This window comes from Microvirga brassicacearum (assembly GCF_008757455.1).
Taxonomy (GTDB): domain Bacteria; phylum Pseudomonadota; class Alphaproteobacteria; order Rhizobiales; family Beijerinckiaceae; genus Microvirga; species Microvirga brassicacearum.
In genome coordinates, this window is record NZ_VCMV01000071.1 from 129,512 (window position 1) to 150,441 (window position 20,930).

General features: G+C 63.5%; 22 protein-coding genes. 15 read left to right on the forward strand and 7 right to left on the reverse strand.

The features are described from left to right. Positions 1-46 precede the first annotated feature (46 nt). Complete coding sequence (locus tag FEZ63_RS23045) at positions 47-1,354, forward strand: hemolysin family protein (RefSeq protein WP_150949379.1); 1,308 nt, start codon at positions 47-49, stop codon at positions 1,352-1,354. Positions 1,355-1,384: 30 nt separating this feature from the next. Here the strand turns inward: FEZ63_RS23045 and FEZ63_RS23050 are convergent, their stop codons facing one another. Next, positions 1,385-1,975, reverse strand: a complete 591-nt coding sequence (locus FEZ63_RS23050) for a hypothetical protein (RefSeq protein ID WP_244622949.1) — start codon at positions 1,973-1,975, stop codon at positions 1,385-1,387. 33 nt (positions 1,976-2,008) lie between these two features. Continuing rightward, entirely contained in the window at positions 2,009-2,482 is a 474-nt protein-coding gene (locus FEZ63_RS23055) for an invasion associated locus B family protein (protein WP_420846326.1), read from the reverse strand. 373 nt (positions 2,483-2,855) lie between these two features. Here FEZ63_RS23055 and coxB point away from each other — a divergent pair, with 373 nt between their 5' ends. The 8 genes from coxB (at position 2,856) to FEZ63_RS23090 (ending at position 9,482) form a co-directional block, all read left to right on the forward strand. Further along, complete coding sequence (gene coxB / locus FEZ63_RS23060; RefSeq protein ID WP_150949386.1) at positions 2,856-3,713, forward strand: cytochrome c oxidase subunit II; 858 nt, start codon at positions 2,856-2,858, stop codon at positions 3,711-3,713. A 30-nt stretch (positions 3,714-3,743) separates the two neighbouring features. After that, complete coding sequence (gene ctaD, locus FEZ63_RS23065; protein ID WP_150949389.1) at positions 3,744-5,363, forward strand: cytochrome c oxidase subunit I; 1,620 nt, start codon at positions 3,744-3,746, stop codon at positions 5,361-5,363. Positions 5,364-5,497: 134 nt separating this feature from the next. Continuing rightward, positions 5,498-6,454 carry a heme o synthase gene (locus tag FEZ63_RS23070; RefSeq protein WP_150949513.1) on the forward strand — a complete coding sequence of 319 codons (957 nt, stop codon included), beginning with the start codon at positions 5,498-5,500 and terminating at the stop codon, positions 6,452-6,454. Positions 6,455-6,459: 5 nt separating this feature from the next. Next, on the forward strand, positions 6,460-6,615 hold the full coding sequence (locus tag FEZ63_RS25320; RefSeq protein WP_201274268.1) for a hypothetical protein: 156 nt from the start codon (positions 6,460-6,462) through the stop codon (positions 6,613-6,615). Between the two features lie 7 nt (positions 6,616-6,622). Then, a complete protein-coding gene (locus tag FEZ63_RS23075; protein ID WP_150949392.1) occupies positions 6,623-7,222 on the forward strand; it encodes a cytochrome c oxidase assembly protein in 600 nt (199 codons plus the stop codon). A gap of 94 nt (positions 7,223-7,316) precedes the next feature. Further along, complete coding sequence (locus FEZ63_RS23080; protein ID WP_150949395.1) at positions 7,317-8,183, forward strand: cytochrome c oxidase subunit 3; 867 nt, start codon at positions 7,317-7,319, stop codon at positions 8,181-8,183. Positions 8,184-8,328: 145 nt separating this feature from the next. Further along, positions 8,329-8,700 carry a DUF983 domain-containing protein gene (locus tag FEZ63_RS23085; protein ID WP_244622950.1) on the forward strand — a complete coding sequence of 124 codons (372 nt, stop codon included), beginning with the start codon at positions 8,329-8,331 and terminating at the stop codon, positions 8,698-8,700. Then, positions 8,697-9,482: an SURF1 family protein gene (locus tag FEZ63_RS23090; RefSeq protein ID WP_244622951.1), complete on the forward strand. Its 786-nt coding sequence runs from the start codon at positions 8,697-8,699 to the stop codon at positions 9,480-9,482. The genes FEZ63_RS23085 and FEZ63_RS23090 overlap by 4 nt, the downstream gene beginning before the upstream one ends. Here the strand turns inward: FEZ63_RS23090 and FEZ63_RS23095 are convergent. Beyond that, a complete protein-coding gene (locus FEZ63_RS23095) occupies positions 9,447-9,800 on the reverse strand; it encodes a hypothetical protein (RefSeq protein WP_150949401.1) in 354 nt (117 codons plus the stop codon). The genes FEZ63_RS23090 and FEZ63_RS23095 overlap by 36 nt on opposite strands. A gap of 223 nt (positions 9,801-10,023) precedes the next feature. Here FEZ63_RS23095 and FEZ63_RS23100 point away from each other — a divergent pair, with 223 nt between their 5' ends. From FEZ63_RS23100 to FEZ63_RS23115, 4 genes are all read left to right on the forward strand, one after another. Further along, entirely contained in the window at positions 10,024-10,554 is a 531-nt protein-coding gene (locus FEZ63_RS23100) for a GNAT family N-acetyltransferase (protein WP_244622952.1), read from the forward strand. Between the two features lie 78 nt (positions 10,555-10,632). After that, entirely contained in the window at positions 10,633-12,048 is a 1,416-nt protein-coding gene (gene thrC / locus FEZ63_RS23105; RefSeq protein ID WP_150949407.1) for a threonine synthase, read from the forward strand. Then, the gene (locus FEZ63_RS23110; protein ID WP_150949410.1) at positions 12,045-13,328 is read left to right on the forward strand and encodes a M16 family metallopeptidase; all 1,284 of its coding nucleotides are present in this window, start codon (positions 12,045-12,047) and stop codon (positions 13,326-13,328) included. Before thrC ends, FEZ63_RS23110 begins: the two co-directional genes overlap by 4 nt. A gap of 239 nt (positions 13,329-13,567) precedes the next feature. Next, the gene (locus tag FEZ63_RS23115; RefSeq protein ID WP_420846327.1) at positions 13,568-16,402 is read left to right on the forward strand and encodes an EAL domain-containing protein; all 2,835 of its coding nucleotides are present in this window, start codon (positions 13,568-13,570) and stop codon (positions 16,400-16,402) included. Between the two features lie 9 nt (positions 16,403-16,411). Here the strand turns inward: FEZ63_RS23115 and FEZ63_RS23120 are convergent, their stop codons facing one another. After that, positions 16,412-17,023, reverse strand: coding sequence for a YqgE/AlgH family protein (locus tag FEZ63_RS23120; protein WP_150949414.1), 612 nt, complete (start codon positions 17,021-17,023; stop codon positions 16,412-16,414). A 188-nt stretch (positions 17,024-17,211) separates the two neighbouring features. Between FEZ63_RS23120 and FEZ63_RS23125 the strand changes: the two genes are divergently transcribed. Beyond that, a complete protein-coding gene (locus FEZ63_RS23125) occupies positions 17,212-17,949 on the forward strand; it encodes a protein-disulfide reductase DsbD domain-containing protein (protein ID WP_162419829.1) in 738 nt (245 codons plus the stop codon). Positions 17,950-17,985: 36 nt separating this feature from the next. Beyond that, on the forward strand, positions 17,986-18,468 hold the full coding sequence (locus FEZ63_RS23130) for a peroxiredoxin (RefSeq protein ID WP_150949420.1): 483 nt from the start codon (positions 17,986-17,988) through the stop codon (positions 18,466-18,468). A 60-nt stretch (positions 18,469-18,528) separates the two neighbouring features. Here the strand turns inward: FEZ63_RS23130 and rnhA are convergent, their stop codons facing one another. The 3 genes from rnhA to ispH are packed head-to-tail and all read right to left on the reverse strand — an operon-like array spanning position 18,529 to position 20,927. Continuing rightward, positions 18,529-19,002: a ribonuclease HI gene (gene rnhA, locus FEZ63_RS23135; RefSeq protein ID WP_150949423.1), complete on the reverse strand. Its 474-nt coding sequence runs from the start codon at positions 19,000-19,002 to the stop codon at positions 18,529-18,531. Continuing rightward, on the reverse strand, positions 18,999-19,964 hold the full coding sequence (locus tag FEZ63_RS23140) for a homoserine kinase (RefSeq protein WP_150949426.1): 966 nt from the start codon (positions 19,962-19,964) through the stop codon (positions 18,999-19,001). The genes rnhA and FEZ63_RS23140 overlap by 4 nt, the downstream gene beginning before the upstream one ends. Positions 19,965-19,967: 3 nt before the next feature. Further along, positions 19,968-20,927 (reverse strand): 4-hydroxy-3-methylbut-2-enyl diphosphate reductase, encoded by a 960-nt coding sequence (gene ispH, locus FEZ63_RS23145; protein ID WP_150949429.1) that lies wholly within the window; start codon positions 20,925-20,927, stop codon positions 19,968-19,970. Positions 20,928-20,930: the final 3 nt, after the last annotated feature.

The window sequence follows — 20,930 nt, forward strand, 5'->3', positions numbered from 1 at the left end:
GAAGGGGAGAAACGCGGCCTGATGCGGTCGGCAGCTCCTGAGATCGTTGTTCGAACTCATTGTCGCTATCTGCCTCATCGCCCTCAACGGCGTTTTTGCCCTGTCTGAACTTGCCGTCGTTTCCGCCCGCCGCCCCCGTCTCAAAGCCATGGCCGAAAAAGGCCGTCCAGGCGCCAGAATCGCCCTGAAGCTGATGGAGGATTCCGGGCGTTTTCTCTCGACGGTGCAGATCGGCATCACCCTCGTGGGCATTCTGGCGGGCGCGTTCTCGGGCGCGGCCCTCGGCGCCCGGCTTACGCAGGTTCTGGCGGAGAACGGCGTGCCGCCAGGGGCCTCCGAGCCATTGGGCTTCGGCATCGTCATCGGCCTCATCACGTTCTTTTCCATCGTGATCGGCGAGTTGGTGCCCAAGCAATTCGCCTTGCGCAACCCTGAGACCGTCGCCTGCGCGGTCGCACCCCTGATGATGCTCATCTCGAAGATCGCCGCCCCCGCGATCTGGCTCCTTAACACCTCGACACGGCTGATTTTCCGTCTCTTCGGATCAGGCTCCGAGGGCGACAATACCGTAACGGAAGAAGAGCTCAGGATGCTCGTCGGCGAGGCTGAGAGCGCCGGCGTGATCGAGGAAGAGGAGCGGCGCATGATCGGCGGCGTGCTGCGACTCGGCGACCGGCAGGTGCGGGCCCTCATGACCCCCCGGACCGACGTGGACTGGATCGATCTTGCCGACGATGAGGATATGATCCGCGATCTCCTGATCACCACCCCTCACTCTCGCCTGCCGGTCAGCGAGGGTGATGCCGACAACATGATCGGCGTGGTCCAGTCGCGGGAGCTCCTGGCGGCAATCCTGTCCGGCGAGCCGCTCGATGTGCGCAAGCACGTGCGCGTCGCGCCCGTGATCCCCGACACCCTCTACGCGCTGGACGCCCTCTCGTTGCTCCGCGACGCCGAGGTCCCGATGGCGCTCGTGCATGACGAATATGGCCATTTCGAAGGTGTCGTGACGCCGGCCGACGCGCTTGAGTCGATTGTCGGGGCCTTCCGCTCCGACGCCGAGACGCCGGAGCCGGATGCGGTGCGCCGCGAGGACGGCTCCTGGTTGCTCGCCGGCTCCATGCCGGTGGACGAGATGGAGGAAATCATCGGCATCTCGCTGCCCGAGAATCGCAGCTATCACACCGTCGGCGGCCTCGTGATCAGCGAGCTTCAGCATCTGCCCGTCGAAGGCGAGCATGTGGACGCCTTCGGCTGGCGATTTGAGGTCATCGACCTTGACGGACGTCGGATCGACAAGATTCTCGCCTCATCGCAGCTTCAGAGAGCAGGCTCGGCGCCCCCTCGGCCGTAGGAGGGGCGACGCCGCCGCGGAGGGCTTGGTCTAGCCGCGGGTCCGCCGGCCGGAAACGGGGCCGCTGCCGCCGAGGCCGACTTCGATCTCGAAACTGCTGGCGTCCCGCGCCGGCACGAGGATGCCCTCCTCGACGACCGAGAACGTCCCCTGGGATTCGCCGGGCGGGATCGTGACGCTCAATCGACGCGAGCGGTTGGCGATGACGGTCGAACCGCTCTTCACCGCGATATGGACCGGCACGTCATAGCGCCCCGGAGACCCGCCGGCACCGAGGAGCGCGCGACCCTCGACGCCGATCTTGACGATGGTCGAGCCGTCGGGGTTTCCGACGCATTCGCGGGCGATCTGGCCGAGCGCGATCTGGCTGCGCAAGGCGCCTTGTTCACCGACGCGACCGCCCGCAAAGGCCTGGATCGATGATCCGCCCTCGGCGATCTCGACGGACGGGCAATAGACGTCCTCGATGGCGGTCTTGGCCGGCGGCGGCACGGTGGGACCGGCGAACAGGAGCGCGTTGCCGAGGCTCGATCCACCGGCGCCCGGTGCACCGCATCCCGCGAGCGCCGAGACGCCCAGAAGGGCGAGCGCCCAACCTGCCTTGCGGCTCAATCCACCCATGATGTCCCCCAAATCCTGATAAGTGACGGTGCTTTAAGGCAGAGCCTCGAACCCGGCCGCGAAGCCGTTCAGCGAGACCGGAATTCCGATGCCTTCTTCGGGCGTCTGGAACACGATGAAAGTCGCGGTCTTGCCGGACTTCATCTGATTGATCAGGTTGTCCTCCATCACCACTTCGGCGACGCAGCCCGTCGTCAGGCAGCGGACGAAACCGGCGCGGCCGATATCGGCCTCATCGATTTTCAGGCCGAGACCCGACGGCAGCAGAATACCAAGCGGCGCGACGATGCGCAGGAGACGGCTTTTGCCGTCCGCAGTTTTCAACACGATTATCACGAGCGTGATGTTGGGCCGGTCTTCGGCCGCCACGTTCTGCACGAGGGCGCATTGCTCGGTCGTCGCCCCGGCCGGCGTCTCGCAGCGCATCTGCCAGTCGCCGAAGGTGTTCTTGACCATTCCCTGGGCGCCGGCGGCACCGGCGGCCATCGCGGCGGAGAGACCCATCATTGCTGCCAGCGCGCAGCGAACCCATCGTGACCTGCCCATAGGCACCTCCGTTTGCGAGCCCCGCAGACGATTTCTGCAAGGGGCGGCGGCCTAATAGCCGAACCGATCCATCTTTGGACCGTTCGGACCATGGCTGGGGCGGCGATGTCAAGCGAGAGCGGCGCAGCTTCTCGTCGAAATGGCTTTTTGGCCGTTATGACGCATAAATTGCGACGCTTGCACCGTTGCGCTCCTGCGCGTCCTGTGGTCATAGACGCTGGATGAAGGTGATGGCGTAAGGCTGGGCACCGCTTTTTGCGCGCGCTTGTCCCGTCCATCCCGATGGTTTCGTGGCCGCTCATCGGCCACTCTATCTAGGAGCTTTGGAACACCGATGCGGATCGAGACGTCAGGACTTCGATCGGCGATCCCCCTCCTCACGGCGGCGGTCGCATTTGTGTCAGGCAACAGTGCGGCGATGGCTGGCACCGGCATGCCTACCCCTTGGGAAATGGGCATGCAGGGCATGGTGACCGAAGTCGGTCGCGACCTCTCCAACTTCCACACCTGGCTCGTCTGGCTCATCGCGGCGATCTGCCTTTTCGTGCTTGTGCTGATCGTCGTCATCGCGGTGCGTTTCAACGAGGCCAAGAACCCCGTTCCGTCGAAGACCACGCATCATACCTGGCTTGAAGTCGCCTGGACGATCGTGCCGGTGCTCATCCTCATCGCCATCGCGATCCCGTCTTTCCGCCTGCTGCGCCTGCAGTTGATCATCCCCCCGGCCGATATCGTCGTGAAGGTCACGGGCTATTCGTGGTACTGGGGCTATGAATACGCGGCCGATCAGGGCGGCGGATTCAAGTTCGATTCGAACATGGTCGATGCGAAGGACCTGAAGCCGGATCAACCGCGTCTGCTCACCGTCGACAACGAGATGGTCGTTCCGGTGAACAAGACCGTCAAGGTCCAGGTTACCGCCGGCGACGTGTTGCATTCCTTCACGGTGCCGTCGTTCGGCATCAAGGTCGATGCGGTGCCGGGCCGCCTGAACGAGACATGGTTCAGGGCAGAGAAAGAGGGCGTCTATTACGGACAATGCTCCGAACTCTGCGGCAACGGACACCCGTATATGCCGATCACGGTGCGCGTCGTCAGCGAGCAGCAATATGCCGCCTGGCTGACGGAGGCGAAGCAGAAGTATGCTTCGGTCGACGGCACCGCCCCGCTCAAGCTCGCTACCGCACAGTAATATCGAAAGAAGGACCACAGAGGTCTCATCATGGCACACGCAGCTGACGCCGCTCATGCGGATCACCACGACCACGTTCCAACCTTCTGGCGCCGATGGTTTCTGTCGACGAACCACAAGGACATCGGGACGCTGTATTTCATTTTCGGCTTCATGGCGGGAATCGTCGGCGGCGCCTTGTCGATCCTCATGCGCCTCGAGTTGCAGGAGCCAGGCCTGCAATTCTTCTCGAACCCGCAATCCTTCAACGTCATCGTGACCGGCCACGGTCTCATCATGGTGTTCTTCATGGTGATGCCGACGCTGATCGGCGGATTCGGCAACTGGTTCGTGCCGCTGATGATCGGCGCGCCCGACATGGCGTTCCCGCGCATGAACAACGTGTCGTTCTGGCTTCTCGTCGCGGCTTGGGCTCTGTTGCTCTGCTCGCTGTTTGTCGAGGGTGCTCCCGGCTCGCTCGGCTTCGGCGGCGGCTGGACGGTTTATCCGCCGCTCTCCACCACGGGCCACCCCGGCCCGGCGCTCGATTTCGGCATCCTGGCGCTTCACCTTGCGGGCGCCTCGTCGATCCTCGGCGCCATCAACTTCATCACCACCATCCTCAACATGCGCGCACCCGGCATGACGCTGCACAAGATGCCGCTCTTCGCGTGGTCGATGCTGGTGACGGCCTTCCTGCTGCTGCTGTCGCTGCCGGTGCTCGCAGGCGCCATCACCATGCTGCTGACGGATCGTAATTTCGGCACCACCTTCTTCGATCCGTCGGGCGGTGGCGATCCGATCCTCTATCAGCACCTGTTCTGGTTCTTCGGTCACCCCGAAGTCTACATCATGATCCTGCCGGCCTTCGGCATCGTCAGTCACATCATCTCGACCTTCTCCAAGAAGCCGATCTTCGGCTATCTCGGCATGGCCTACGCGATGGTGGCGATCGGCGTCGTCGGGTTCGTGGTGTGGGCACACCACATGTTCACGGTCGGCCTGTCGCTGCAGACCCAGGCGTATTTCGTGTTCGCCACCATGGTGATTGCGGTTCCAACGGGCGTGAAGATCTTCTCGTGGATCGCGACCATGTGGGGCGGTTCGATCCGCTTCACGGCGGCGATGCTGTGGGCCGTGGGCTTCGTGTTCCTGTTCACGGTCGGCGGCGTCACCGGCGTCGTGCTGGCGAATGCGGGTGTCGACCGCTACATGCACGACACCTATTACGTGGTCGCGCACTTCCACTACGTGCTGTCGCTCGGCGCCGTGTTCGTCATCTTCGCCGGCATGTATTACTGGTTCCCGAAGATCACCGGCTACATGATGCCGGAATGGATCGGCAAGACGCATTTCTGGATCGCGTTCATCGGCTCCAACCTGCTGTTCTTCCCGATGCACTTCCTCGGCCTTTCGGGCATGCCGCGCCGCTATGCGGATTATCCGGATGCATTTGCGGGCTGGAATCTGGTGTCATCGATCGGCGCCTACATTTTCGCCGTGGGTGTTCTGCTCTTCGCCTTTGGTGTGATCTACGCGTTCATGCGCAAGGAGAAAGCGGTCGGCAATCCGTGGGGCGAAGGCGCCACCACTCTCGAATGGACGCTGCCCTCGCCGCCTCCGTTCCACCAATTCGAAACCCTTCCGCGCATCGCGGATACGGGTCACTAGAAAACGGACGGGCGGCACCTGCCGCCCGCTCCTCCCCCGAGGACTTGGACACGGATCCCAAGTCTTCCGGTGAGGAGTTGATATCGAGAAGCACAGGGTCCCGAATTATCCGCCCGCTTCGAAAGACCGCCATGATGACCATTGTGACGAACAGTTTGACGGAAGAGCACAACGAGACCCTGGTCACATCCGGGGTCTCAAAGGGCGACGTGTCGGATTTTTTCGCGCTGCTGAAACCGCGCGTGATGTTCCTCGTGGTCTTCACCGCGCTTGTCGGCATGGTGGTGGTCCATCCTGACATCCACCCGGTCGTCGCCTTCGCGTCCCTCCTGATGATCGCCATCGGGGCCGGCGCGTCGGGCTGCCTCAACATGTGGTGGGATGCGGATATCGACGCGATCATGATCCGCACCCGCAAGCGTCCGATACCAGCCGGCAAGATCGCGCCGGGCGAAGCGCTAGCCTTCGGCATGACCCTGTCGGTCGGCTCGGTCATCGTGCTCGGCCTGGTCAGCAATGTGCTGGCCGCCAGCTTGCTGGCGTTCACGATCTTCTTCTACGCCGTGATCTATTCCATGTGGCTCAAGCGCTCGACGCCGCAGAACATCGTCATCGGCGGCGCTGCCGGCGCGCTCCCGCCGATCGTCGCGCAGGCGGCCGTCACCGGGCATGTCGGCTGGGAAAGCATCATTCTCTTCGCCATCATCTTCATTTGGACGCCGCCGCATTTCTGGGCGCTCGCATTGGTGAAATCGAGCGATTACGAGCGCGCCGGCATACCCATGATGCCGAACGTGGCGGGGCCTGATTCCACCCGCCGACAGATTCTGGCCTACACCGTCCTGCTCGCGCCGCTCGGCCTCGCACCCGTGGCTTACGGGTTCGGGGGGTTGGCCTACGCCATCGTTGCGACCCTCGGCGGCCTCGGCATGCTGGCGCTCGCCGTGCAAGTTTTTCGGCTGCGCGAGGGCGAGCCCGCCATGCGCGTGGCGCAGCAGCTCTTCGGCTTCTCGATTCTCTACCTGTTCGTGCTGTTCGCGACGCTTCTCGCAGAACATGGGCTCGGCTTCTTCCGTCCGGTTTTCGGGTGATCCAAATGACCAAGCCGGCTTCCCGTCTCAGCCCCGAAGAACAGAAGCGCCGCCGCAAGCGGTCGCTCGCTCTGGCGCTGAGCTTGGGCGCGCTCGTTCTGTTGTTTTACGTGGTCACGATTGCGAAGCTCGGACCGGGCGTCCTGCAACGACCGATGTGAGGTTGTGATGACAGATACACAGGATTCTCAACGCAGCAACCGCCGCACCGTCGTCGCGTGCGCCGGCGTTGTGGTCGGCATGACCGGGCTCGCCTATGCGTCGGTGCCGCTCTACGACCTCTTCTGCAAGGTGACCGGTTTCAACGGGACGCCGATCCAGCGCGCGGATAACGGCTCGGACGTGATCGACAGGACAGTCGCGGTGCGCTTCGACGCGAACGTCGTTCCCGGCCTGAACTGGAGCTTTGCGTCGGAGGTGCCGGAGGTGAAGGTCAAGCTCGGCGAGACGACCACGGTCCTCTACAAGGTCACCAATAACGGCTCGAAGGCGACGACCGGCATTGCGACTTACAATGTGCAGCCGGACCTCGCCGGCCCTTATTTCTCGAAGCTCGAATGCTTCTGCTTCACCGAGCAGACATTGCAGCCGGGCGAAACCCTCCAATCCGCTGTGGTCTTTTATGTCGATCCTCGCCTTGTCGAGGATGGGGACATCAAGGACATCAGCTCCATCACGCTCTCCTACACTTACTTCCCCTCCAAGGGAGGCAAGCCGGTCGAGGAAACGTCCTCAACCTCAACCGCAACCACACCGATCGTTCAATAACGGCGTGACAAGCTGGGCGGAAACGTCCTAGAGCATGTCCGGAAAACTGGCAGCTCTCAAGCGATCACTCCTTCGGAGCACGGAGACGACAAGAATGGCCGAGGCCCACGCGAAACACCACGACTACCACCTTGTGAATCCGAGCCCGTGGCCGCTCATCGGTTCGATCAGCGCCTTTCTGATGGCGGCCGGTTTCGTGGTCTGGTGGAAGGGCATGACGATTGCCGGAACGCAATCGGGCGGATTCATCTTCGGGGCCGGCATCATCGGCGTGCTCTTCACCATGTTCAGCTGGTGGAACGATGTCATCAACGAGGCCAATAGCGGCGAATTTCATTCCCGCGTGGTCCAGTTGCACCATCGCTACGGAATGATGCTGTTCATCGCCTCCGAGGTGATGTTCTTCGTGGCGTGGTTCTGGGCCTATTTCGATGCTGCGCTCTATCCCAACGACCCGATGCAATATGCCCGGGTGGAGAGCCTCGGGGGTGTCTGGCCGCCGAAGGGCATCCAGACCTTCGATCCGTGGCACCTGCCGCTGCTCAACACGCTGATTCTGCTGACCTCCGGCACCACCGTGACCTGGGCGCACCATGCGCTTCTCGAAGGGGACCGCAAGGGCGTCAAGGTCGGCCTCTGGCTGACCATCCTTCTCGGGCTGATCTTCAGCTGTGTTCAGGTCATCGAGTACAGCCATGCCGGCTTCGGATTCACCGGCAATATCTACGGCGCGACCTTCTTCATGGCGACGGGTTTCCATGGGGCGCACGTGTTCATCGGCACGATCTTCCTGATCGTCTGCCTGCTGCGCACCTATCGTGGAGATTTCACGCCGACTCAGCATCTCGGTTTCGAGTTCGCCGCCTGGTACTGGCACTTCGTCGACGTGGTGTGGCTCTTCCTGTTCGCGGCGATTTACGTGTGGGGCTACGGCGGCCCGGTCGCCACGGGCGGCCACTAGGCTCCTCTCGCACAAATCAGTTCAACGGGGGGCGGCGAGAAGCCGCCCTTCGCATTTCTGGCTAGTCGCCCATGTGAAGCCTATGGTCGGCGCCGAACGTCTGCGTCGCGAATGTCCGCTCGCGGAGTTTTTGGAGTTTTCAACCGTGGCCCATGATTCTTCCGCGCCTGACCCGATCATCGCCGGTCTCAAGGGGCTATGTCCTCGCTGCGGCAAGGGCCACGTGTTCAAAGGCTTTCTCACGATCCGGCCGAAATGCGAGGTCTGCGGCCTCGACCTCACCTTCGCCGATACCGGCGACGGCCCCGCCTTCTTCGTGATGTCGATTGTTGGAATTACGGTCGTCGGCCTGGCGCTGTGGGTGGAGTTCACCTACGAGCCTCCAATCTGGCTGCATATGGTCATGTGGTTTGCGCTGACGGGCGTCCTGAGCCTTGCTCTCGTGCGTCCCCTCAAGGGCGTTCTCGCGGCGCTGCAATTTCACCACAAGGCCGAGGAAGGGCGCTTCGAGAAGTGACCGTCGCGACGTCAACCCGCTGGCGTTCGCTGGCCGCTCCCGCGATTGCGGCGCTCGTCGCGCTAGCGATGCTGGTCACGCTCGGAACCTGGCAGCTCCAGCGCAAGGTGTGGAAAGACAATCTCGTCGCCCAGATCGAAGCCCGCGCCTATGGCGCGCCCGGCGAGATCATTCCCTCATCAGCTTGGCCCGACTGGAACCAGGCGCAGGATGAATTCCGCAAAGTTCGGGTGCAGGGCACGTTTCTGCATCAATTCGAGACCCCGGTTTACGGCCTCGCGCCGGGCCAGCGCGGCGCTCCGGTCCAGGGTTTCTACCTCATGACCCCGTTGCTGATGGCAGACGGCGCCGTGCTGATGGTCAATCGCGGATTTGTCCCGACCGAGCTGCGCGAGCCCGCCTCCCGGCCGGAGAGCCAACCCGGCGGCGTGGCGACGGTGACCGGACTCGTGCGCGCGCCGGAAGAGCGCAACGCTTTCACGCCGCCCGACGACCCCGCTCGCAAGACCTGGTTTGCCCGCGACCCGCAAGCAATCGGCCGCGCCAACGGGCTCGATCGGGTGGCCCCCTTCTACATTGAGGCAGATGCGGCCCCGAATGCGGGCGGTTGGCCGAAAGGCGGCCAGACGCGGCTCAGCCTGCCTAACAACCACCTGCAATACGCGTTCACGTGGTTCGGCATCGCGCTGACGCTCCTCGGCGTGTTCGGCGCTTTCGCGTGGCGCAAGCTGAAAAGCCCCGCGTCATTAGAGTTGAAACAGCACGAAAAATCCAAAGCCTAGGATCACGAGGCCGGCGCTGACGATCTTGGCCACGTGGAGATATCCGAGCAGCCTGCGCGATTCCGCCTGATGCGCGGCCCGTTCCGCCCGTGACATTGCCTCCCTGGCCTTGAACTGCTCGGCATAGAGGGAGGTGGTCATATAATTGCTGGTCGCCCCATCCTTCTCGACCTCGATGCGCTGGGCCACGAAGCCGACGAGGAGACCGAGGACGCCGAGCCCGAGAAATCCGGCGACGGCGAACGCCACCACCAGGACCAGGCCGAGCACGCCGACGAGAAACGGCAGAAGGATCCAGTCGAGCCGCGTCATCCTCATTCGGCCACCGCCCTCAGGATTCGAATTGGCAGATCGTCGCCAAGACTGTATCACTTCTCGCATGTTCACGCTTTCGATGGCCGTAACTCACCTCTCGACGCGCCTGGCAGGGCGTGCGGGAGAGATGTTGCGCATCGTCTAGCGTCGACATTTCCCTCGAACCCTGCGGAGATGAGCAGGGTTTAAGTCCATGCCGCCTCCGCTGAAAAAACGGAGAGCCCCCGTGGACCACGACCAGCAAACCCGCCTTCGAAAACCGCCCACCGATACACTCGTGGTCCGCGCCACGCGGCCAACCGATTGCGAGGAGCTTGCCGCCCTCGCCTGCCTTCCAGGCTACCGCTGGGGCACGCTGCGGCTGCCCTATCAAACTCCGGAGGAAACGCGGAGATTCATCGAGAACCGCCCTGCTGGAAGCGTCTCGCTGGTGGTCGTGCTCGACGGCCGGATCGTCGCGAATGGCGGAATCGATTGCGCGGGCGGGCGCCGCGCTCATGCGGCGAGCCTCGGAATGGGTGTCCACGACGACCACCAGGGGCGCGGCATCGGATCCCATCTCCTGTCCGAGTTGTTGGGCGTCGCCGACAATTGGCTGAACCTCCGGCGCATCGAACTCACCGTCTACGTGGATAACCTGGCCGCCATCGCGATCTACAAGCGCTGCGGTTTCGAGATCGAGGGAACACACCGGGACTACGCCTTTCGTGACGGCGCGTTCGTGGACGCGCACGCCATGGCGCGGGTCCGGCGCTGATCCGCTCAGGCCTGCTCCTTATCCCTTGTCCTTGCCGGTCGCGGCTCATAATGTCCGCGAAAATTCAGGAGATCTGACGTGCTCCATGTCTCGACCCGGGGCGAAGCCCCCGCGCTCGGCTTTTCCGATGCCCTCCTTGCCGGTCTGGCGCGGGACGGCGGCCTCTACCTGCCCAAACACTGGCCCACGCTCTCGCCCGAGACGATCAGGGGCTTTTCCGGCATGTCCTATGCGGACGTGGCGAAGGCCGTGCTCGCCCCGCTGGTCGATGGCGATATTCCCGAGGCCGATCTCCATCGCATGATCGACGAGGCCTATGCGGGCTTTCGTCATCCGGCCACCTGTCCGCTGGTGCAACTGGACGACAACCTGTTCGTTCTCGAGCTTTTCCACGGCCCGACGCTGGCGTTCAAGGACGTGGCGATGCAGTTGCTCGGCCGCTTGATGGATTATGTGCTGCGAACCCGGGGAACGCGCGCCACCATCGTTGGCGCGACCTCAGGCGATACAGGAAGCGCGGCGGTCGAGGCGTTCAAGGGTCTCGATCAGGTCGATGTGTTCATTCTCTACCCGCACGGACGCGTTTCGGACGTGCAACGGCGGCAGATGACGACGGTCGCCTCTCCCAACGTGCACGCGCTCGCCATCGAGGGAACGTTCGACGATTGCCAGTCGATGGTGAAGGGCATGTTCAACCACGAGCGGTTCCGTGATGCGCTGCATCTTTCGGGCGTCAATTCGATCAACTGGGCCCGTATCGCCGCACAAGTGGTCTATTATTTCACCGCCGCAGTGGCGCTCGGCGCGCCGGATCGGCGGGTGTCGTTTTCCGTTCCGACGGGCAATTTCGGCGATATCCTCGCCGGCTGGGTCGCCAAGCGGATGGGCTTGCCCATCGAGCGGCTGATGATCGCCACCAATGCCAACGACATCCTGGCCCGCACCCTGGAAACCGGCTCCTACGAGATCAAGGGGGTGAAGCCCACCGACTCGCCCTCGATGGACATCCAGATCTCGTCCAATTTCGAACGCCTCCTGTTCGAGGCCTACGATCGGGACGCCGGCGCTGTTCGCGCCGCGATGGCCGGATTGTCGCAATCGAAATCCTTCACGCTTCAGGATCAGCCTCTGGCGCGCATCCGGGCGGAGTTTTCGGCAACGGCAGTCGATGAGGCGGGCGTCGCGGCGGAGATGGCCGAAAGCTATCGCGCGACCGGCTATGTGCTCGATCCGCACAGCGCGGTTGGCACCAGCGCCGGGCGGGCGCTCCTGCAAAGCCGGCCTGAAACGCCCGTCATCGCCCTTTCGACGGCCCATCCGGCCAAGTTCCCGGAGGCGGTCGAGCGCGCCACCGGTCTGCGGCCTCCCCTGCCGCCGCACATGGCGGACCTCATGACGCGAGACGAAACGTTCACGGTGTTGCCGCACGACCAGAAAACCGTCGAGACCTTCATTCGCGACCGGGCGCGGGCTGCGGCAGGCGTCGCCGCATGAACCAGCACCTTGTCCGCGCCGGGCGGATCGACATCACCCGGCTTGCCAACGGCCTGACCGTCGCGACCGAGCGCATGCCGGAAATCGCGACCGCGACCCTCGGTGTCTGGGTCGGCACCGGCTCCCGCCACGAACAGGCGCACGAGCACGGATTGTCGCATCTCATCGAACATATGGCGTTCAAAGGAACGGCACGCCGCAATGCGCGCCAGATCGCCGAGGATATCGAGAATGTCGGCGGCGACATCAACGCCGCGACGAGCGTCGAATATACCAGCTACACGGCGCGGATGCTGGGCGAGAACGTCGACGTGGCCCTCGATGTCCTCGGCGACATTCTGATCAATTCGGTTTTCGATCCCGCGGAACTGGCGCGTGAAAAGGGCGTGATCCTGCAGGAATACGCGTCCGTCGAGGATACGCCTGACGACCTCATCTACGACGCGTTCATGGAATCGGCCTATGCGGGCCAGGCCATCGGCCGCCCCATTCTGGGAACCCCCGACACCATCAAGGCTTTCGACGAGGCGACCATCCGGGCGTTTCTGGCCCGCGAATATGTTCCCGCCAAGATGGTCATCGCCGCAGCGGGCGATGTGGAGCATGCTCGCATCGTGGATGCGGCCGAGCGCCATTTCGGTGCCATGCCGGCGACGGCCGAACGGGAGCCTGAGGCCGGCCGCTACACCGGCGGCGAACGGCGGATTTCCCGCAAGCTCGAACAGGCCAATCTCGTTCTGGGACTGCCGGGGCTGTCCTTCAAGGATCCGGGCTATTACGCCGTCCACCTGTTCGCGCACATCCTTGGCGGCGGGCTAACCTCGCGACTGTGGCACGAGGTGCGCGAAGTCCGCGGCCTTGCCTATTCGATCGACGCCTTCCACTGGCCCTTCTCGGATTGCGGCCTTTTTGGCGTCGGTGCCGGAACGGCGGGCGCGGACGTCGCCGAATTGATGAAGGTGACGTTGGGTTGCATGCGCGAGGCGGCCGAGGATATCAGCGACGTCGAGATGGTCCGCGCCAAGGCGCAGATGAAGGTGGCGCTGCTTACCGCGCTGGAGACGCCCGGCGGTCGCATCGAGCGCATCGCCCGCCAGCTCCTGTCCTGGGGCCGCATCGTTCCCAGCGAGGAAATCGTCGCAAAGGTCGATGCCCTGACGGCCGGGGAGATCCACGCGGCCGGGCGCTCCCTGCTTTTGGGCGCCCCGACGATGGCGGCCATCGGACCCATCAAGGGCCTGCCATCGGTGACCAAGATCGCCGCGGGACTGCGCCCCTGACAGCCCGCCATGCCGTTAGGTCAATTGCTGCGTCCTCAATCCCGCCGCAAACGGACTCCATTGCGTGTAGCTCAAGCTCGGCCTTCGTGTCCTGCGGACAAGTCGGGCCCGTTGTCGAGATCGCCTTGCCCTCAAGCCTCCTGACCGATACCAATCCCGTTCCATTCATGCGGCTCGGACGAAAGACGGAAGCGTTGCGGATCGTTTCTTTCGCCATCTCTTTTTTCCTGGCGGCCCTCATGTGGCTCGCCCTGCCCGGCATCGGACAAGCCGTCGAATCCGTGCGCGTGGATCCTGCGACGAAAGCGATCGACCTCGTGCCGATGGTCGAGCGCTATCGGTCGGACGGTGACGAGATCCGCATTTCGACCGCTCCCGGCCGGGACGGGATCGTGCGGCGCATCGCCGTGAAGGCCCGTGAATCAGGCACGCGGCCGGATTGGATCGTTTTCGCGCTCACCAACGACACCGACGAACAGGTCGACCGCCTCCTCGTCGCGCCGCATTTCCGGCTCACCGGATCGGGAGTGATCTGGCCCGACCTCGGATCGACCCGGATCGAGGCCATCACCGCAAGCCAGGGCATCAGGCCGGAGCGCGACGACAGTCCGGATGCCGATATCTTTTTGGTCACGCTCGATCCCGGCACGACCGTTACGTTCGTGGCCGAATTGCGCTCGGCCGAGCTGCCGCAATTGCAGCTCTGGAACGCGGACGCCTACAAGGACCGGGTCAACGGCCTGACGCTTTACAAGGGCATCATCATCGGCATCGCCGGACTTCTCGCCCTGTTCCTCACCATCGTGTTCGTGGTGAAAGGCGCGCTGATCTTCCCCGCGGCCGCCGCGCTTGCGTGGGCGGTGCTTGCTTATGCGTGCATCGATTTCGGTTTCTTCCAGCGCATCTTCCCCATCACCGAGAAAGCCGAGCAGGTCTATCGCGCCGGCGCCGAAGCTGTGTTGGCCGCAACGCTGCTGGTGTTCCTGTTCGCCTATCTCAACCTCAATCGCTGGCACGTGCGGTACAGCCATGTGACGGCTTTCTGGCTTGTGTTCCTCGGCGCCCTCGTGGGCCTTGCGGTCATCGATCCGCCGGTCGCCTCGGGCGTCGCCCGGATCTCGATCGCCGCCGTTGCGGGCATCGGCTTCATCCTGGTTCTGCATCTGGCAACGCATGGCTATGACCGCGCCATCATGCTGGTTCCGACTTGGCTCCTGCTGATCGCCTGGGTCACGGCCGCATCCTTTACGGTGACCGGACAATTGCTGTCGGATCTCGTTCCGCCGGCACTGATCGGCGGGCTGGTGCTGATCGTGATGCTCATCGGTTTCACCGTGATGCAGCATGCCTTCGCCGGTGGCGCTTTCGCCGTCGGTCAGGCGAGCGACACCGAGCGACGGGCGCTTGCCCTTTCGGGTGCCGGCGACATCGTGTTCGACTGGGATGTCACCTCCGACAAGATCTATGTCAGTCCCGAAGTCGAGCATCAGCTCGGGCTGCGCCGCGGCGCGCTCGAGGGCGCGGCCTCGGACTGGCTCGACCTGATTCACCCGTTCGACAAGGATCGTTACCGCACGTCGCTCGATGCGGTGATCGAGCAGCGACGCGGTCGCCTGTCGCAGGATTTCCGACTGCGGGGATCCTCCGGCGCGCATCACTGGTTTCGCCTGAAGGCCCGCCCCGTCATCGGCACCGACGGCGAAGTCATCCGGGTGGTCGGGACATTGTCCGACGTGACGGAGGCAAAGACCGCCGAGGAACGCCTCCTGCACGATGCGGTCCACGACAACCTGACGAGCCTGCCGAACCGCCAGCTCTTCTATGATCGTCTTGAAACCGCCCTCACCTTCGCGAGTCAGGACGATTCACTCAGGCCGACTGTTCTCGTCGTCGATATCGACCAGTTCAAGACGACGAACGATGCGGTCGGCTATGCGGCGGGCGATTCGATCCTGCTGACCCTGTCGCGTCGTTTGAACCGGCTTCTGCGGCCGCAGGATACCTTGGCGCGGGTTTCTGGCGACGAGTTCGCCATCATCCTGCTCTCCGAGCGCGAACCGGATCGCATCATCTCGTTTGCCGACATGGTGCGGCGCGCAGTGACGACGCCGATCACCTACGCGGAGCGCGAGATCTTTCTGACCGCGTCCATCGGCCTGGCCCTGCACGATCCGCAAATCGCCGCCCGGCGCGAGGAAGTGCTGCGCAATTCCGAGATCGCCATGTCGCATGCCAAGCGCCACGGCGGCGACCGCATCGAGGTGTTCCGGCCGAACATGCGCTCCGACAGGAGCGATCATTTCACGATGGAGAACGACCTCCGGCAGGCGCTCGACCGCAACGAGATCCGCGTGCTGTTCAAGCCCATCGTCCGCCTTGAGGATCGCACCATCGCGGGCTTCGAGTCGATGCTGCGCTGGGACCATCCGCGCCTGGGCCGGGTCGGCCCGGAAGATTTCATGTCGATCGCCGAGGAATCCGGCCTGATCGTCAATCTGGGGTTTTTTCTGCTCGAACAGACGGCACGCGAACTCGCGGCGTGGCAGAACGCACTCGAAGTCGAGCCGCCGATTTTCGCCAGCGTCAACATGTCGAGCCACCACCTTCTTCGCCACGATCTCCTGCAGGACGTGAAGGCCGTGATCGCCCGCACGGGCGTGCTTCCCGGCTCGCTGAAGCTGGAGATGAACGAGAGCCTCGTGATGGAGAATCCCGAGTACTCCGCCCAGATTCTGACGCGCCTGCGCGACCTCGGCGCCGGGCTGTCGCTGGACGATTTCGGCACCGGATATTCGGCGCTGTCCTATCTGCTGCGCTTCCCGTTCGACACGATCAAGATCGACGAATCATTCGTGCGGCAGATGGCCGACAACAAGCCGGTGATCCTGCGCTCCATCATCAAGATGGCGCACGAACTGGGAATGGAGACCGTCGCCGAAGGCGCCGAGACCGAATCGGAGGCGATCGAGCTCTATCAGCTTGGCTGCGAATACGCGCAAGGTCCGGTTTTCGGGGAGCCGATGTCGATGCTGCAGGCTCGCCAACTGGTCGGAGCGGCTCCCGAGGCCGCCTGAAGTCAAACCTCAGGCGTGGCCGGCTTCCGTCGACAACATCGCCGGCTCGACCCCGATCCGCCGTAATGCCTCGTCATAGCGCGCATCGACTGCGGTGCTAAACAACAAGTCCGTGTCGGCCGGGCAGTTGAGCCAGCCATTGGCCTGGATTTCGTCCTCGAGCTGGCCGGCGGACCAGCCCGCATATCCAAGCGCCAGGATGGCGTTCTTCGGCCCCTCTCCCCGAGCGAGAGCGCGGAGAATATCGACGGTCGCAGTGAGGCAAACGCCGTCATCGATCGGCAGCGTCGATTGCGCCATGTGGAAGTCGGGGGAATGCAGCACGAAACCGCGGGTGGTCTCGACCGGTCCGCCGATCAGGACCTGCATGGAGACGAGCGTTTCGGGCAGCCGGATGCGATCCGAGTCCGGGATGATTTCGAGTTGCACCAGAAGGTCCGGGACGTTCACGTTCGGCGCCGGCCGGGTCAGAACGATCCCCATGGCGCCTTCCGCCGAATGGGCACAGAGATAGATGACGGCGCGGGCGAAACGTTCGTCCACCATCCCGGGCATCGCCAGCAGCAACTGGCCGTCGAGGTAGCCTTCAGCCATGTCCGACTCGTTATGCGAAAACGTCATCTGTCGATCTCTGTCCTGGCTCTCCACATCACGGGATCGTGGATAGCCTTCGCGGCCTCAAAGCTCGTAAAGGGAAGCCTCACACGCGGTCCCGGGTTCCAATGGTATTTCACTTCCGTATTCTTTCGGCGTTTTTTTGTCTCAGCCTCGGTCTTGTGCCGGCCTTCAGTCAGGACTCCCAAGGCTGGGTGCAAGGCCTTCATTCGCGCGTGCAGCTCGTCTCCGGCGATAAGGAGGCCGGGCGGGCGCTCGCCGGCATCGAGATCGCGCTGGATCCGGGCTTCAAGACCTATTGGCGCGACCCTGGCGAAAGCGGGCTGCCGCCCCGGTTTGATTGGTCCGGTTCCGAAAATGTGAAGTCGCTGGACATCCGTTGGCCGGCACCCTCGCGCTCGCAGGACGCAGCCGGGATTTCCTACGTTTATCATGACAGCGTTCTCCTCCCGGTCATTGTGGAGGCCGAGGACCCGGCCAAGCCCATTCGCCTGTCGCTGAGCATCGAGTACGGCATCTGCAAGGACATCTGCATTCCCGCCAACGCAAAGCTCGAACGCGTCCTCGGCACCGGGCCGTCGCGGCAATCCGACATCGCCGCCGTCTTGAGCAGCAAAGTACCCCGGGTGCAGGCAATCGGTGCGAACGGGGACCTTTCGATCCTGGCGGCGGAATCCGGTTCACAAGCCGAATCGGGCTTTACCGCTGTTTTGCGGGCCCCCGCCGGATTGTCACCCACTTTGTTCGTGGAGGGGCCGGAGGGCTGGTATTTCTCGACCGCACATCCCGATGACCAGAACCGCATCGCGGTGACGCTGGACGAGAAGCCGAAGGATGCTGCCGGTGATGTATCCGTCAGGCTCACGCTGGTTGCAGGAGAAAAGTCCGTGGAGAGCGTCGTCAGGCTCGACGCCAGCGGGAAGCCACGCTAGGGAAGGGCAATCATCCCCCCGTTGGAGACATAACCGATGACGATTCAGGTCGGAGAGAGCCTGCCGCAAGTAACCTTCCGCATCATGACGGCGGACGGACCGGTTGCAAAAACCACCGATGACCTCTTCAAGGGCCGCAACGTCGTCCTCGTCGCCGTTCCAGGGGCCTTCACGCCGACCTGCCATCGCAACCACCTGCCCGGTTACGTGGAGAACCAGCAGGCCATCAAGGCCAAGGGCATCGACGCCATTATCGTGACCGCCGTGAACGACGTGTTCGTGATGGATGCGTGGTCGAAAGCGGCCGGCGCCGAGGGTCTCGAGTTCATCTCCGACGGCAATGGTGATTTCGCGCGCGCCCTCGGCCTCAGCATGGATGGGTCGGGTTTCGGTCTTGGCACCCGCTCGCAGCGCTATTCGATGGTGGTCGAGAACGGCATCGTGAAATCGCTCAACGTCGAAGACGCTCCGGCGAAAGCGCAGATCTCCGGCGCAGAGAATCTTCTCAAGAACCTCTGAAGCCTCTCTCGAAGCTGCCGTCGCTCAGCGTAAAGGTGAGCGACGGCAGCTTCGCTCTCTTCACGCTCTTGCGCCCGCATCCTTCGCCAACTGCTTGAACGGCTGCATCGCCGCAACCGCGAGTTCGTCGACCCGGATGTTGGTCTCATCGGTAGCGTGGCCCTTGACCCAGTGCCAGGCCACTTGATGACGCGAGGCCGCCTCTTCGAGATCGCGCCACAGATCCTCGTTCTTTACCGGCTTGTTGTCCGCCGTGCGCCACCCACGCCGCTTCCAGTTGGCCATCCACGACGTGATGCCCTGACGGACATATTGCGAATCCGTGTAGAGATCGACCGCGCATTCCCGCGTGAGAGACTTCAACCCCTCGATCGCAGCTCGCAATTCCATGCGGTTATTGGTGGTGTGCGCCTCGCCCCCCGCGATTTCCTTCTCGCTTCCCCTGAACGACAGAATCGCCGCCCAGCCTCCCGGGCCGGGATTCCCCGAACATGCGCCATCGGTGTAGATCTTGACCCGTTCAGGCGCGCTCACGTGACGAGTCCGTATTCGCGGGCGTTTCGCGCCTGCCGGTGAAAGTGAAGTTTGCGATCATATTCCAGCGGATCCTTCGGCTTCACCAGCGCGCCGGGCGGGACGTTCAGCCAATCGACCAGCCGGGTCAGCATGAAACGCATCGCGGAGCCGCGGCAGAGTACGGGAAGTGCGTCGATTTCGGATGCTTCGAGCGGACGGACCGCCTGATAGCCGGACAGGAGTCCCCGCCCCTTGGTCAGATTGAACGAGCCATCCGCCTCGAAGCACCACGCATTGAGGCAGATCGCAACGTCGTAGGCGAGCGCATCCGTGCAGGCGAAATAGAAATCGATCAGGCCCGAGACCTCGCGGCCGATGAAGAAGACGTTATCGGTGAAAAGATCGGCGTGGATGATTCCGTTCGGCAGATCCGTCGGCCAGTCCCGCTGCAAGGCTTCGAGCTCGCGCCGCGTCCGCTCCGCAAGTCCCGTCGACACCCGGTCGGCCTGCGCCTCGGCTTGGGCGAAAAGCGGCGGCCAGCCGTTCACCGACAGTGCGTTCGGTCGCGACATTGCAAAGTCGCGACCATCGAGATGCAACTGCGCCAACGCAGACCCGAGCGCTGCGCAATGCTGCGCCGTCGGCCGGCGAACGGCGATGCCGTCGAGGAATGTGAAGATGGCGGCGGGCCGTCCGGCAAGGCGACCGAGCGTCTCGCCGCTCCTGCTTTTGAGCGGAAGCGGGCAGTTCAATCCCTTGGTGGCCAGATGCTGCATCAGGCCCAGAAAAAACGGCAGATCAGCCTCGTTCACCCGCTTTTCATAGAGCGTGAGGATGTAGGAGCCTTGCGTCGTGTGGAGGTAGTAGTTGGTATTCTCCACGCCCTCGGCGATGCCTTTGTAGGACAGGAGGTCGCCAATATCGTAGCCCGCGAGAAACGAGAACAGTTCCTCGTCGAGAACCTCTGTGTAGACCGCCATTGCCTATTCCGCTGCCTGCTCGCGCAATTCGCGCGGGAGCGGAAAGAACACGCTCTCATCCGCCGTAGAGACGCTCTCGACCGAGACCGCAAAGCGTTCCGCGAAAGCATCGATGATTTCTTCGACCAGAACCTCCGGCGCCGAGGCGCCGGCGGTGATTCCAAGACTGCGAATCCCGCCGAACAGCGACCAATCGATGTCCTCGGCGCGAAGCAGCAGGCGCACCAGCGCGCAGCCCTCGCGCTCGGCCACTTCCAGCAGCCGCTGGGAGTTGGACGAGTTCGGTGAGCCGACGACGATCATCGCATCGACCAGCGGTGCCACGCGCTTGACCGCGCCCTGGCGGTTCGTGGTTGCGTAGCAGATATCTTCCTTGTGCGGCCCGACGATGGTGGGATAGCGCGCCTTGAGGGCCGCCACCATCTCGCTCGTGTCGTCGACGGACAGCGTCGTCTGCGTCACGAACGACAGATTGTTCTCGTCCGGCAGTTCGAGAGCCGCGATATCGCCGATCGTCTCCAGCAGGGTCGTGGCCCCTGCCGGCAATTGCCCCATGGTGCCGACGACTTCCGGGTGGCCCGCATGGCCGATCAGCAGAATGTGCCGGCCGCGCTTGTGGTGCGCCAGCGCTTCCCGGTGAACCTTGGTGACCAGCGGGCAGGTGGCGTCGATGGCGAAGAGCCGGCGCGCCAATGCCGCCTCGGGGACGGATTTGGGCACCCCGTGGGCCGAGAAGATGACCGGCGCATCGCCGTCCGGCACCTCGTCGAGTTCCCGGACGAAGACCGCGCCTTTCCGTTTGAGATTCTCCACCACGTACTTGTTGTGAACGATCTCATGCCGGACATAGACGGGCGCGCCGTGCAGCGTCAGCGCCCGCTCGACAGCATCGATGGCGCGGACGACGCCGGCGCAGAACCCGCGTGGGGCACAAAGCAGGATGTCGAGGGGCGGCTTGGTCATAAT